We start from the raw sequence: 14,217 nt of genomic DNA, 5'->3' as shown, positions 1-14,217 counted from the left end.
GGCTGCAACTCGGCAACAATCGCCACAATTTTAGATGTGCCGATATCCAAGCCTACAATCAAATTCTTATCTTCTTTAATTCTGCTCATTCTTCATCCCTTCCGTGAATTAGGTCACGGTTCCCGTACGTTTTTTCACTGCCTCGTTTTTAATCGTCTTAGTATCGTCTTGCTTGGTATTGGCTACATCCACCGTTTTACGACCACTGTCCACGCTAGCGACTTTTTCTTTTTCTGTATTTACCACCGCTGTCGGCCTGCGCACCGCAAAACCACTTGGGTAGCGCAAATCCACATAAGTAATTTTTTTATTCAACCCAACCAAAGTACTGCTATAAATATTGGCAAACTTCTCTAGCCTTGCCTGCATTTCCACTCTACCCAGCTCGAGTACGATGCCGTTGGTCGTTGTCACTTGCCAAGCACGCCTAGGGGTTAACGCCAAGGTTGCCACTTCTAAATTAGCGCCTCGCAGCACTTTGTTTAAAGAGTCATATTGTGATGCCACTTCAATCACGCCATTATCTGGCCCGTAAAACACAGGTAAATCACTGCCAGAAGCCGCATGAAACAACTCACCCTGCTTATTCACCAATGCGGTACTACCCCAGCGTGCCAGCGCCTGATGTTCTTCAATCACCACTTCCAATTTATCCGGCCAGCGGCGGCGCACACTCACGCTGCGTGCCCAAGGTAGCTTTTCAAACGCATCACGTGCATTAATTAAATCCAGCGTGAAAAAGTTACCTTTCAAATGCTTTGCCACAATCAGCTTTACCTGCTCACGGCTCACATGGTGCAACTCACCATCCACTTTAACTTCGCGTAATGGGAAAATCGGCAGATGCACCACCACATATACCACCGCGTACAACATCACTACCATACTGATCGCGTATAGTAGATTTGCTACCCAGTTAAGTAATGCAGGCTTATCCCACATGCGCTAATCTCAAAATTCTTACGACCAATTCATCAAAACTGATACCTGCCGCTTTTGCCGCCATCGGGACCAAACTGTGGTCTGTCATGCCTGGGCTAGTGTTCACCTCTAAAAAGTAGTGATTACCTGCCTCGTCCATTAAGAAATCGACACGTCCCCAGCCTTGGCAACCAATGGTATTAAATGCCAGTAAAGCTTCTTGCTGGATCTGTGCTTCTTTTTCTGCGCTTAAACCGCATGGGCACTTGTACTCTGTGTCATCACGCAAATACTTGGCTTCAAAGTCGTAAAACTCGTTCTTAGGTACGATGCGCACAATCGGCAAAGCCTGGTCACCCAAGATACCCACGGTATATTCGCCACCGCCTACAAACTGCTCAGCAATCACTAGCGGATCAGACTTTGCGGCAAGCTCATATGCCGCTTTCAAGCCTCCAGCTTGTTTTACCTTACTGATACCGATGCTGGAGCCTTCGTTAGCTGGTTTTACAAACAAAGGCAGGCCTAGCCTTTTCTCAATCGCATCAAAATCTGAATCTGCGGTCACCACCTCAAATGCTGGAGTACTCACCCCGGCTGCAGACCACATCATTTTGGTGCGCCATTTATCCATGCCGATTGCGGAGGCCATTACGCCACTACCGGTATATGGAATGCCTAATAACTCTAAAGCACCTTGCATTGCGCCATCTTCGCCAAAGCGCCCATGCAATGAAATCATGGCTAAATCAAAAGTCTCTAAGTCATGTAATGGCCGTGTTGCAGGGTCAAATGCATGTGCGTCCACGCCCTGTCTTTGCAACGCGGCAAGCACAGCTGTGCCACTTTTAAGTGAAACTTCACGTTCGCCAGACTTACCACCTAACAACACTGCTACTTTTCCAAAGTCCTGCATTATTCTCTTACCTCTAATTCGCCCAGCACTTTCACTTCCTGTTGCAGTGCTACGCCTTGTTTTTCCAATACTGTTTCACGCATATGCTGAATCAGCAGCTCAATGTCCAGTGCATTTGCGCCGCCAATATTCACAATAAAATTGGCATGTTTTTCTGATACTTGCGCCCCGCCTATGATGTAACCTTTTAAACCGCTCGCTTCTATCAACCTGGCCGCAAAATCACCCGACGGATTTCTAAAGGTAGAGCCCGCACTCGGCTGATTCAATGGCTGAGCGGCTAAACGTTTTGCCAGCAATGCCTTAATTTTCTGCGCTGACTCCTGCGCATCACCCTGCGCTAAATTCAGCCATGCTGCGATAAACCATTCATTAGCTACTGGCATATCAATATGCCGATAACTTGGGATAAACACCGCTGCATCACGCGTATTCAGCTCCCCGCGCTTATTAATCGTTGTTACTCGCTGCACTACATTCCAGGTTTCACTGCCATAGCAGCCTGCGTTCATGGCTAGTGCACCGCCCAAAGTACCTGGTATCCCCGCAAAAAACTCGGCACCCTGTTTAGCTTCTTTAGCGCAGAATCTTGCCAACTTAGCGCAAGTAACACCTGCTTCTGCATAAACCGCATCACCATCCATTTGCAGCGTGGTTAATACGTTATGCATCAACACTACCGTGCCACGTATACCGCCATCACGTACCAGCAGGTTTGAGCCCAGCCCAATAAAATAAATAGGCTCAGCTGCATCCAGACTTCGCAAAAACATACTCAGGTCTTCCAAACTTTCTGGAATGTAAAATTGATCTGCACGACCACCCACACGCCAGCTGGTATAGCGTGCCATGGGCTCGTTTAAGAGCAATTTTCCTTTAAGTTGATTCATGCTGCAGCAACCCCTTGAGACTGTGCTTTAGTTAATTGCAATTCTTTAGTTTTTAAGGCGACTTGGCCGATAGAACCTGCGCCCATCACAATCACCACGTCATCAGCACGCGCGATATCTAAAATCGCTTGCGGCAATTCATCTGTTGTTTCTACAAACAATGGTTCCACTTTGCCTGCAACACGAATCGCGCGAATCAGCGAACGTGTATCAGCGGCTACAATCGGCGCCTCACCTGCCGAGTAAACTTCGGTCAGCAATACCACATCGGCACTTGATAACACACGCACGAAGTCTTCAAAGCAATCCCTAGTGCGCGTATAACGATGTGGCTGGAACGCCATTACCAAACGACGATTCGGGAAAGCGCCGCGCGCTGCCGCGATTACCGCTTGCATCTCTACCGGATGATGTCCATAGTCATCAATCAGCGTAAAAGTACCGCTGCTGGTTTCATTACGTGGCATAGCTGGCACTTCGCCATAACGCTCAAAGCGTCTACCCACACCTTTAAACTCTTTAAGCGCCTTAATAATGGCGGCATCCGGTACATTTAACTCACTGGCGATGGCAATCGCTGCTAGCGCATTTAGCACATAGTGGTTGCCTGGTAAGTTCAAGGTCACATCAAACTCTGTAGTCACGCCGTTAATACGTTGCACCGTAAAGTGCATCTTGCCATCATCGGCCCGTACGTTTTTAGCGCGGATACGTGCATCTTCACTCAGACCATAAGTCATCACCGGTTTGGTCACGCGTGGCAATATTTCACGAATATTGGCATCGTCCACACACACCACGGCCATACCCCAAAACGGCAATTGCTGTAAAAACTCTACAAACGCACTTTTGAGCTTTTCAAAGCTGTGTTCGTAGGTATCCATGTGGTCTTGGTCAATATTCGTCACCACCGCCATCACTGGTGTTAGGTGTAAGAATGAAGCATCGGACTCGTCTGCCTCGGCCACGATATAGTCACCAGTCCCCAATTTAGCATTGGCATTGGCCGCCTCTAACTTACCGCCAATTACAAAGGTTGGGTCCATACCGGCTTCAGCCAAAATGCTGGCGATTAAGCTGGTAGTGGTGGTTTTACCATGCGTGCCGGCGACAGCAATGCCCTGTTTAAAGCGCATTAGTTCAGCCAGCATCAGCGCACGTGGCACCACTGGAATTTTTTTCGCGCGTGCGGCTTTCACTTCCGGGTTGGCCTCGTTGACTGCGGAAGACACCACCACCACATCCGCATCTTTCACATTTTCAGCTTCGTGGCCTTGATACACGGTTGCACCAAACGCAGCTAGGCGCTTGGTAGTTGCGTTTGCAGCCAGATCTGAACCACTGACGTTAAAGTCAAGGTTAATCAGCACTTCAGCAATGCCGCTCATGCCTGAGCCGCCTATGCCAACAAAATGCACATTTTTTACTTTATGTTTCATTTCGCGACTCCTTGCTCTGCCATTTGTACGCAAACTTTTGCAACATTAGCGGTGGCCTCTGGCTTGCCTAATGCGCGTGCTTTTTTTGCCATGTCCAGACACTGCTCACGACTTAACTCAATTAAAATTTTTGCCAATTTATCTACACTCAATTCTTTTTGTTGCACCAAAACTGTGGCGCCTGCATCTGCCAAATACTGAGCGTTACCGGTCTGATGATCGTCCACCGCAAATGGGAACGGCACCATGATAGAACCCAACCCCGCAGTGGAAACCTCAGCCACAGTAAGTGCACCTGAGCGACAAATCACAAAATCTGCCCATGCGTACATCTCTGCCATGTTTTCAATATAAGCACGCGCATCTGCAGTTACCCCTGCTTGCGCATAATTACGTTTTAAATCTTCAATATGCTTCACACCTGCCTGATGCACCACTTGTGGACGCTGCGCCTCTGGCAATTTAGCCAAAGCTTGCGGAATCACTTCGTTCAGCGCCTGCGCACCCAAGCTGCCACCAACAATTAATAAGCGCAACGCGCCACTTCTATCGGCAAAGCGCTGCTCAGGCTGTGCAATATTTGCAATATCTGCACGCACTGGGTTACCCAATAAATCTGCCATAGCGCCAAACGCCGCAGGAAATGCAGCCAAAACTCGTGTAGCCACTTTGGCCAGCACCTTATTGGTTAAACCAGCAACCGAGTTTTGCTCATGTATCACCAATGGGCGCCCTTGCAAACGCGCCATTAAACCACCAGGAAATGCAGCAAAACCACCCATGCCCAACACCACATCTGGCTTAAACTGATTGAGCGCTTTTAAACTCTGCGTAAACGCTGTAATTAACTTCACCGGCAATAACAGCCAACCCAATAAACCCTTACCACGCACGCCTTGCATCGTAATCATTGCTTTATCGTATGGTTTGCCTGCAATTAGCTTGTTTTCCATGCCGCCTTCTGTGCATAGCCAGACGATGTTCCAACCTTGGCTTTTCAAAGCATCAGCCACAGCCATAGCTGGGTAAACATGCCCACCTGTGCCGCCCGCCATCACCATTAAAGTTTTAGTGGCTGCTTTACTCATGCTGGCAACCCTTTTTGTAATCGGCGATTTTCAAAATCAATACGCAGCAATATGGCAAGTGCAATGCAGTTAGCTAAAATGCCGCTACCGCCAAATGACATCAAAGGCAGGGTTAAGCCTTTTGTTGGCAGCAAGCCCATGTTCACGCCCATATTGATAATACTTTGTACGCCAATCCACACACCTAAGCCCTGCGCTAGCAACGCTGAGAAGTAACGCTCATTCTCTATCGCCTCTTTTGCTATGCCAAAAGCGCGGATTAATATCCACATAAACAAGCCAATCACGGTGAGCACACCAACAAAGCCTAGCTCTTCTGCCACCACCGCCAATAAAAAGTCGGTATGCGCCTCTGGTAAGTACAGTAACTTCTCTACACTGGCACCTAAGCCCACGCCAAACCATTCGCCACGGCCAAAGGCAATCAACGCATGTGATAGCTGATAACCTTTACCATATGGGTCTGCCCAAGGGTCCATAAAGCCAATTACGCGCTCTAAACGGTATGGAGAACTCCAGATTAAGAACACAAAACCAACCACCAGTAGCACAATCAAGCCACCAAAGATTCGCGCATTAATACCACCCAGCCATAGGATGGAAATGGATATCGCCGCAATTACTGCAAACGCGCCAAAGTCAGGCTCATTCAATAACAGCCCACCCACTAGCAGCATTACAAACAACATCGGCATAAAGCCTTTAGTGAAGCTATCCATCACTGCAGCTTTACGCACTGTGTAATCTGCCACGTACATGGCAGCAAATAATTTCATAAATTCGGATGGCTGCAAGTTAATCACAAACAAAGATAACCAGCGACGGCTACCGCCTACTACCTTGCCGATACCCGGGATAAGTACCAGCACTAACAATGCCAAACCTAGTAAAAATAGGTATGGCGCCATTTTTTGCCACCAAGCCATCGGCACATTAAAGGCAATAAAGCCGGCGGTTAAGCTCACAATCAAGAATATGGCCTGACGTACTAGGTAATAGCTACTGTTATAACCTAGCGCTTTATCTGATTCTGCAATCGCAATTGATGCTGAATACACCATGACCAAACCAATCCCTAGCAAAATGAGGGTGACCCACAGCAAGCTCTGATCATAGCTTGGTGAGTTGATGCGATCACGATTCAACATGGCAGTAATCATGCGGCATGCTCCAAACGCTTCACTGCTGCCACAAACACTTCGGCACGGTGTACATAGTTTTTAAACATGTCAAAACTGGCGCAGGCTGGTGACAGCAATACCGCATCGCCAATTTGTGCCAATTTTCTTGCAATCGTTACAGCCTCTGGCAAATCTACCGCATGGTACATAGGCACATTAGTAGATAACAGCTCGGCTTCAATTAAAGCGGCATCGCGGCCGATCAACACTACCGCACGTGCGTTAGCACTCACTGCCTCTTTAAGTGGCGAGAAATCTTGACCTTTACCATCACCGCCAGCAATCAACACTACTTTTTGCGATAAGCCAGATAACGCCGCGCAAGTTGCCCCTACGTTGGTGCCTTTGGAGTCATCGTAGTAATCAACATCATCAATATTGGCGACCCACTCCACGCGGTGTGGCAAGCCTTTAAAGTTGTACAAAGTCTGAATAATTGGCGCAAAGTCCAACCCTATGCCGCGGCACAGAGCAATGGCGGCCAATGCGTTGCTGGCATTGTGCAAACCGGCAATTTTCAAGTCACGGATATTCATTAAGTCATGCGTACCGCAGCTCAACCACGCCTCACCATCCACTTGTTTAATGCCATAGTCTTGCTCACTCACAGCATCATCCAAGCCAAATGTCACTTGTGCCAATTTAGCGCGTGCCATCATCATGCTCCAGGCATCATCGCGATTTAGCACCTGCAATTTTGCATGGTAAAAAATATGCGCTTTAGCTACCGCATAGCCTTGCATGCCGTCGTATCTATCCATATGATCTTCTGATAGATTCAGCATAGTGGCGGCATCGACTAGCAAGCTATTGGTTGTTTCTAACTGAAAACTCGAAAGCTCCAGCACGTAAACATCCGGTGTTTCCATGCTCAAAGTATCAAGTACTGGTAAACCGATATTGCCAGCTACGATAGTTTTTAGTCCGGCAGCCTTGCACATTTCACCAACCAAGGTGGTTACTGTGGTTTTGCCGTTAGCGCCGGTAATCGCAATCAGCTTGGCACTGGCTGGGCGATATTGCGCAAATAATTCAACATCGCCAACCACCTGCATTCCACGCTGTATCGCAGCCTGAATTTCAGGCTCACTCAACGGCACCCCTGGGCTAATCACGGCTAAGTCCACACCGTCAAACACGGCTGGCTTCAAAGCTCCTGTAAACACTACTGCATTAGGCAACTCAGCTTTTAATGCATCCAGCCCCGGCGGTACGTCGCGCGTGTCAGCCACAGACAAACGTGCGCCTTGGCTATGCAGCCAGCGCAATGCTGATAGCCCGGTATCTCCCAGGCCCAGCACTAATACTTTTTTGTCTTTTAACGTGATTTGCATGTTCAACTTTACTAATTATCTAAATTCAGACTAATTACCTAATTTCCAGACTTGTTACCTAATTTTTAGACTAGCTAAGCCAATCAATACCAGCATCATGCTGATGATCCAGAAACGCACCACTACCTGTGTTTCTTTCCAACCTTTTTGCTCATAATGGTGATGCAACGGTGCCATCAAAAAGATGCGTTTACCGGTACCTGTTTTATGTTTGGTGTATTTAAAGTAAGTCACCTGTGCCGCTACCGATAAGGTTTCCATTACAAACACGCCACCCATAATGAACAAGATCACTTCCTGACGCACCACCACAGCAACAATACCTAAGGCCGCACCTAATGCTAGGGCACCTACGTCACCCATGAACACCTCAGCCGGGTAAGCATTAAACCAAAGGAAGCCCAAGCCTGCGCCCACCATTGCGGCACAGAACACGGTAAGCTCACCCGCACCCGGCACATAGGCGATACTTAAGTATCTTGAGAAGTACAAGTGCCCAGTCACATACGCAAAAATCGCCAAGGCACCTGCCACCATCACCGTTGGCATAATTGCTAGGCCATCTAAGCCATCTGTGAGGTTAACGGCGTTGCTGCTGCCAACCACCACCAGATAAGTCAGCACAATAAATCCCAAGCCACTCAGTGGCACTACCAGGTTTTTAAAGAAGGGAATCAGTAAGGTGGTTTCTGCTGGCGTGGCAGCCGTTTGTTGTAAAAACACGGCAACACTTAAACCAACCACGGACTGCCAGAAATACTTTTCTTTTGCTGACAGGCCTTTAGGATTGCGATGCACCACCTTACGCCAGTCATCCACCCAGCCAATCACGCCAAAACCTAGCGTGGTAAATAGCACTACCCATACAAACCGATTGCTCAAGTCAGCCCAAAGCAGGGTTGAAATCGCAATCGATACTAAAATCAAAGCGCCACCCATGGTTGGGGTGCCAGCCTTAATCAAATGGGTTTGCGGGCCATCATCGCGCACAGCTTGACCCACTTTGTATTGGGTTAACTTACGAATTAAAGTTGGCCCTACCATCAATGAAATCACCAATGCAGTAAGCGTGGCCAAAACAGCACGCAAGGTAATGTAATTAAATACATTAAACCCACGGATATCATGTGCTAACCATTGTGCTAGTTCGAGTAACATTTTCTTTCTCCCAATTCGCTTACTTTTGTACTTCTACCAACAAATTCACTACGCGCTCCATTTGCATAAAACGCGAACCTTTAACCAGCACGGTGACGCCTTGCTCTAGCGCTGGCAACACCGCCTGTGCAATAGCCTCTGCTGAGCTAAAGTGCTCGGCACCTTGCCCAAAACTACGTGCTGTCTCTACACTTAAATTACCCAAGCAATACAACGTTGTTAAGCCAGCCGCTTTGGCATAAGCACCAACTTCTGCATGCATATTTTCCGCATCAGCACCAAGCTCACCCATATCACCCAATACCAGTATTTTTTTACCTGCAAGCTTCGCCAGCACATTGATGGCAGCCTTCATTGAATCTGGATTAGCGTTATAAGTATCATCAATCACCACGGCACCATTGATACCAGCTTTACGCTCTAAACGCCCGTATACACCTGTAAAACTTGCCAAACCACGGCCTATATCACTTAATGAAACACCTAGCGCATAAGCCGCGGCAGCCGCAGCTAATGCATTGCTAATATTGTGCTCACCTTGCACATTCAACTGCACGCTCACTTCGTCATCCGCAGTAGCCAGTACCACACTGGCGTAACCATCAAGCTCTTGATAGCGAGCACTTACATCCGCAGGATTTTTCAGCCCAAATGTCACTATTTTTCTGTTTGCATTCAGCGATTTCCAGTAATCAACATAATCACTGTCAGCATTAATCACTGCTACGCCATCCGGCTTAAGCCCTGCAAAAATCTCGCCCTTAGCTTTGGCAATATTGTCACGTGAGCCCAGCTCACCAATATGCGCAATACCAGCGTTATTAATCAGCGCCACATCCGGTTGGGCAATATGCGTTAAATAATCAATCTCACCTAGGTGATTCATGCCCATTTCCACCACGGCATACTGATGACTTGGCTGCATTTTCAATAAGGTGAGCGGCACGCCAATATCGTTATTCAAGTTACCGTAGGTGGCATGTACAGAGGCTTTACCTTGCGCTACCACGCTTAAAATTGCGCTTAGCATTTCTTTAGTGGTGGTCTTACCATTACTGCCGGTCACTGCCACCACAGGCATCTCAAACTTTTGGCGCCAGTATTTAGCCAACTCACCTAAGGCAAGTCTGGTATCTGCCACTACGATACGCGGCTCTGCCTGCACGGCAACATCAGACACCAGCACTGCCGCCGCGCCCAGTTTTAAAGCCTCTTGCGCGAAGGTGTTTCCATCAAAATTTGCACCTTTAAGCGCTACAAATAACTGTCCCGCCACAATATTTCGGCTGTCGCTGCCCACAGAGCTAAATTGCACATCAGCACCCACGCCCTGCGCACCTAATGCCGCTGCTGCTTCTGATAGCATCATCATTTACCCACTGCCACTGCCTGATTAGGCAACCAATTCAATAAGGCAGATTGCGCAACGGCGATATCACTAAACGGCGTTTTTACACCATTAACTTCCTGATAATCCTCATGCCCTTTACCTGCTAACAACACCACGTCATTCTTATTCGCAAACTTAATTGCCTGCTGAATCGCAATCGCACGGTCAGGCGCAATGCTTGGCAACACAGTCATACCGTTAACCACTTGCTCAATAATCGAAGCAGGGTTTTCATTGCGCGGGTTATCACTAGTCACCACCACATGGTGTGCATACTTTTCGGCAATCGCACCCATCAATGGGCGCTTGCCTACATCACGATCACCGCCGCAGCCAAATACGCAAATTAACTTGCCTTGCGTTTGCTCTCGCAGGCTTACCAACACATTCTCCAAAGCATCTGGCGTATGTGCATAATCCACCACCACTAACGGCTTATCTTCGCCACCAAATTGCTGCATACGACCAGCCACAGGCTTAATCTGCGCAATGGCAGCTACCGCTTCACTTAATGGCACTTGGCGCGCTAATAAGGTGGCTAGCACCGCCAGCAAGTTATAGGCGTTAAAGCGCCCCAACACTGGCGCGCTCAACACTGCGGCGCCTTGTGGTGTAGTCACCTGCATACTTATTCCGTTAGCGCCCAACGTCAACGTATCCGCACGTATATCACCGTGCAGCAAACCGTAAGTCAGCAATGACTTATTATTTACACACAACGATTCCACCATCTCTTTGCCAAAATCATCATCCGCATTCACAACTGCAGTATGTAAATTTGGCCAATCAAACAACTTCCGCTTCGCACTGGCATAAGCATCCATGGTCACGTGATAATCCAAATGATCACGTGTCAGGTTGGTAAATACAGCAAAATCAAACTCTATTGCATTCACACGACCTTGATCCAAGCCATGCGACGAAACTTCCATCGCTACCGCTTCAGCACCTTGGCTGGCATAATCTGCTAACATTTTCTGCAGCAAGATCGCATCTGGTGTGGTATTACTGGTTTCTACCAAACCGCTACCGCTAGCATCTGCAAAACCACTGCCTATGGTGCCAATAACCGCTGTTTTCTTACCCAAAGCCTGCATTGCCTGCGCAATCCATTGGCTCACTGAAGTTTTACCATTGGTACCGGTAACACCTATCACATCCAACTTGCGTGATGGGTATTGGTAAAACTCAGCAGCAATCTGTGCCACTTGGTTTTTCAGCTGACTCACACCAAGGTTAGCCACTTTGATTGCTGCATCCCACACAAAACCATGGCTTTCCCAAAGCACAGCACTTGCACCCGCAGCAACTGCCTGCACAATATACTTGCGGCCATCGCTATGCACACCTGGATATGCTAAAAACAAAGCACCCGGCACCACTTGCCGGCTATCTGCTGTTACTGTAGTAAATGATTGATTAAATGATGTGAGCAAGGTCATATGCTTTCCTTCACATCTTCAACATCATTAGGAATCACCACGTTATTATTTGGTGCATCTTGTGGCACGGATAACATACGTAGCGCATCCGCCATCACCGCACTAAACACCGGTGCCGCTACTGTGCCGCCGTAATACTCGCCACTGCTTGGGTCATCAATCATCACCGCCATAATCAAACGCGGGTTAGAAGCTGGTGCCATACCCACAAACGAACCTACATATTTATTCTTTTCATAGCCATGATCACCAAGCTTGTGCGTAGTACCGGTTTTGCCCGCAACGCGATAGCCCAGCACTTGTGCTTTTAATGCTGTACCGCCAGGCAACACCACCAACTCCAACATCGACTTCACTTCATTGGCAGTTTTTGCACTAAACACTTGCGTACCTACAGGCGCGTCTTTTAATTTCAATAATGACACTGGCTTTAATTCACCGTCATTAGCAAATACGGTATACGCCCTAGCCATTTGCAGCAAAGTCACACTAATACCATGCCCATAAGACATGGTCGCCTGCTCAATAGGGCGCCATGTTTTGTAATCACGCAGCCTGCCAGAAACCTCACCTGGGAAGCCAATACGAGTTTTTGAACCAAAACCAATTAAATTAAACACACCCCATAAGTATTGAGGCTCAAGCGACAGCGCCATTTTCGCAGCCCCTACGTTAGAGGACTTTTGAATCACTTCCGACACAGTCATCAAGCCATGCGGATGCGCATCATGAATCGTGGCAGGGCCTATGCTCATATAGCCGGGCGCAGTTTGAATCAAGGTATCAGGCGTGTACTTGCCAGCCTCTAATGCCGCAGCTGCCGTTACCGTTTTCATTGTTGAGCCTGGCTCAAAAATATCCGTAATCGCACGGTTACGTGTTTTACCTTGAATATTGACCGGGTTATTCGGGTTGTAGGTTGGCACATTCACCATCGCTAACACTTCTCCGGTTTTTGCATCCAGTACAATTGCCGCACCGGCATTTGCCTGAAACTTCTCTACCGCTTTTGTCAGTTCACGATGTGCTAAATACTGAATTCGGCGGTCAATCGATAAAGTAATGTCAGCGCCATCTTGAGGTACTTTAACCGCTTCCAAGTCCTCAATAATGCGGCCAGCACGGTCCTTAATCACCTTACGGCTGCCATTTTTACCAGACAATGCACTGTTCATCGCCAGCTCAAAGCCTTCTTGGCCTTTATCGTCAATATCAGTAAAACCCACCAAATGCGCAGTCACATCACCCGCAGGGTAATAACGTTTATATTCACGTTGTAAATACACTCCTGCTATGCCCAACTGCATAATTTCAGCCGCTAATTCTGGAGAAACTCGACGCTTTAAATACACAAACTCACGTGTATTGTTGGCTAATTTTTTATCAATGGCCTCTTTTTTAAAGCCCAGCAACTCAGCAAGCTTTTTGGTTTGGCTTGCAGTGATTTTCACATCAGATGGATTTGCCCAAACAGATTCAACTGGTGAGCTAATCGCCAGTAACTCACCGTAACGATCCGTAATCTTCCCGCGCTGTGCCGGCAATACCAAAGTACGGCTATAACGTGCATCACCTTTTTCCTGCAAAAAGCGCTTGTGGAAGCTTTGCAGATAAACGCCCCTGCCTAGCAATGCGGCAAACCCTAGCAGCACCAATACCAACAATAGACGGCGACGCCATGCTGGTAATTTCACAATCACTAAGGGCGTGTGCATAGCCATTAAGGTTTACCCTCACCTTGCAAAGTTGCAGGTTTGTTTAATGCTGGCTGCGCCACTAAACTCACCACCTGAATCCTTTTTGCATCAGGCACTTGCATTTGCAGCTGCTGCGTAGCAATTTGCTCAATACGCGAATGCATCGCCCAAGTGCTCTGCTCCAGCTGCAGCTGACCATACTCTTGGTTGTACTGTTTTTCAGTTTGATTCAAGTGTTCCAACTCTATGTACAATTTACGCGCTTGATGCTGCGCATTGACCAGGCCCAATGACGAAAAAATTAATGCAAAAAATAAAATCACATTTAGGCGCGTCATACCACTGACGTCCTTTCCGCTACGCGCAATACCGCACTGCGTGAGCGTGGATTCAACCGCACCTCTTCATCGCTAGGCTTAATCGCCTTGCCCACGCTTTTCAACCTAGGCTGAGGCAAATCAGCTGCGCGCACAGGGAAGTTTGCCGGCAAGTCATCGCGGTCTTCCTGACCGCGTATAAACTGCTTCACCATACGATCTTCAAGCGAATGAAAACTGATGACGGCAAGCCTGCCATGTGGCGCAAGCAGCTCCAGGCATTGCGGCATGGTTACCGATAATTCCTCAAGCTCCTGATTGACGAAAATCCGTAAAGCTTGAAATGTGCGCGTTGCAGGGTTCTGCCCTGGCTCGAAGCGCGTGACTGCACCTGCCACGATCTGGGCAAGCTGCCCAGTAGTGGTGATGGCACGCCCGTCATTG

13 protein-coding genes are annotated in these 14,217 nt (G+C 48.0%); all 13 read right to left on the bottom strand.

What is annotated here, in order from left to right; translation table 11 throughout:
* Positions 1–108 precede the first annotated feature (108 nt).
* Positions 109–942, bottom strand: coding sequence for a cell division protein FtsQ/DivIB (locus VGD82_RS01880; RefSeq protein WP_331018774.1), 834 nt, complete (start codon positions 940–942; stop codon positions 109–111).
* Positions 932–1,837, bottom strand: coding sequence for a D-alanine--D-alanine ligase (locus VGD82_RS01875; protein WP_331018773.1), 906 nt, complete (start codon positions 1,835–1,837; stop codon positions 932–934). The genes VGD82_RS01880 and VGD82_RS01875 overlap by 11 nt, the downstream gene beginning before the upstream one ends.
* The gene (gene murB / locus VGD82_RS01870) at positions 1,837–2,727 is read right to left on the bottom strand and encodes a UDP-N-acetylmuramate dehydrogenase (protein ID WP_331018772.1); all 891 of its coding nucleotides are present in this window, start codon (positions 2,725–2,727) and stop codon (positions 1,837–1,839) included. Before murB ends, VGD82_RS01875 begins: the two co-directional genes overlap by 1 nt.
* Positions 2,724–4,166, bottom strand: a complete 1,443-nt coding sequence (gene murC, locus VGD82_RS01865; protein ID WP_331018771.1) for a UDP-N-acetylmuramate--L-alanine ligase — start codon at positions 4,164–4,166, stop codon at positions 2,724–2,726. Before murC ends, murB begins: the two co-directional genes overlap by 4 nt.
* Complete coding sequence (gene murG / locus VGD82_RS01860) at positions 4,163–5,254, bottom strand: undecaprenyldiphospho-muramoylpentapeptide beta-N-acetylglucosaminyltransferase (RefSeq protein ID WP_331018770.1); 1,092 nt, start codon at positions 5,252–5,254, stop codon at positions 4,163–4,165. The genes murC and murG overlap by 4 nt, the downstream gene beginning before the upstream one ends.
* Positions 5,251–6,414 carry a putative lipid II flippase FtsW gene (ftsW, locus tag VGD82_RS01855; RefSeq protein ID WP_331018769.1) on the bottom strand — a complete coding sequence of 388 codons (1,164 nt, stop codon included), beginning with the start codon at positions 6,412–6,414 and terminating at the stop codon, positions 5,251–5,253. Before ftsW ends, murG begins: the two co-directional genes overlap by 4 nt.
* The gene (gene murD, locus VGD82_RS01850) at positions 6,411–7,769 is read right to left on the bottom strand and encodes a UDP-N-acetylmuramoyl-L-alanine--D-glutamate ligase (protein WP_331018768.1); all 1,359 of its coding nucleotides are present in this window, start codon (positions 7,767–7,769) and stop codon (positions 6,411–6,413) included. Before murD ends, ftsW begins: the two co-directional genes overlap by 4 nt.
* A gap of 54 nt (positions 7,770–7,823) precedes the next feature.
* Positions 7,824–8,927 carry a phospho-N-acetylmuramoyl-pentapeptide-transferase gene (mraY, locus tag VGD82_RS01845; RefSeq protein WP_331018767.1) on the bottom strand — a complete coding sequence of 368 codons (1,104 nt, stop codon included), beginning with the start codon at positions 8,925–8,927 and terminating at the stop codon, positions 7,824–7,826.
* A 19-nt stretch (positions 8,928–8,946) separates the two neighbouring features.
* On the bottom strand, positions 8,947–10,299 hold the full coding sequence (locus tag VGD82_RS01840; protein WP_331018766.1) for a UDP-N-acetylmuramoyl-tripeptide--D-alanyl-D-alanine ligase: 1,353 nt from the start codon (positions 10,297–10,299) through the stop codon (positions 8,947–8,949).
* Positions 10,296–11,759, bottom strand: coding sequence for a UDP-N-acetylmuramoyl-L-alanyl-D-glutamate--2,6-diaminopimelate ligase (locus VGD82_RS01835; RefSeq protein WP_331018765.1), 1,464 nt, complete (start codon positions 11,757–11,759; stop codon positions 10,296–10,298). The genes VGD82_RS01840 and VGD82_RS01835 overlap by 4 nt, the downstream gene beginning before the upstream one ends.
* Positions 11,756–13,480: a penicillin-binding protein 2 gene (locus VGD82_RS01830; RefSeq protein ID WP_331018764.1), complete on the bottom strand. Its 1,725-nt coding sequence runs from the start codon at positions 13,478–13,480 to the stop codon at positions 11,756–11,758. Before VGD82_RS01830 ends, VGD82_RS01835 begins: the two co-directional genes overlap by 4 nt.
* On the bottom strand, positions 13,480–13,794 hold the full coding sequence (gene ftsL / locus VGD82_RS01825) for a cell division protein FtsL (protein WP_331018763.1): 315 nt from the start codon (positions 13,792–13,794) through the stop codon (positions 13,480–13,482). The genes VGD82_RS01830 and ftsL overlap by 1 nt, the downstream gene beginning before the upstream one ends.
* On the bottom strand, positions 13,791–14,217 hold a 427-nt coding region (gene mraW / locus VGD82_RS01820), incomplete at its 5' end, for a 16S rRNA (cytosine(1402)-N(4))-methyltransferase (protein ID WP_331018762.1). The genes ftsL and mraW, both read right to left, overlap by 4 nt.

Source organism: Methylotenera sp. (assembly GCF_036401095.1).
GTDB lineage: Bacteria > Pseudomonadota > Gammaproteobacteria > Burkholderiales > Methylophilaceae > Methylotenera.
The sequence above is the reverse complement of the archived record's forward strand: the minus strand, read 5'-3'. Positions and strand labels throughout refer to the sequence as shown.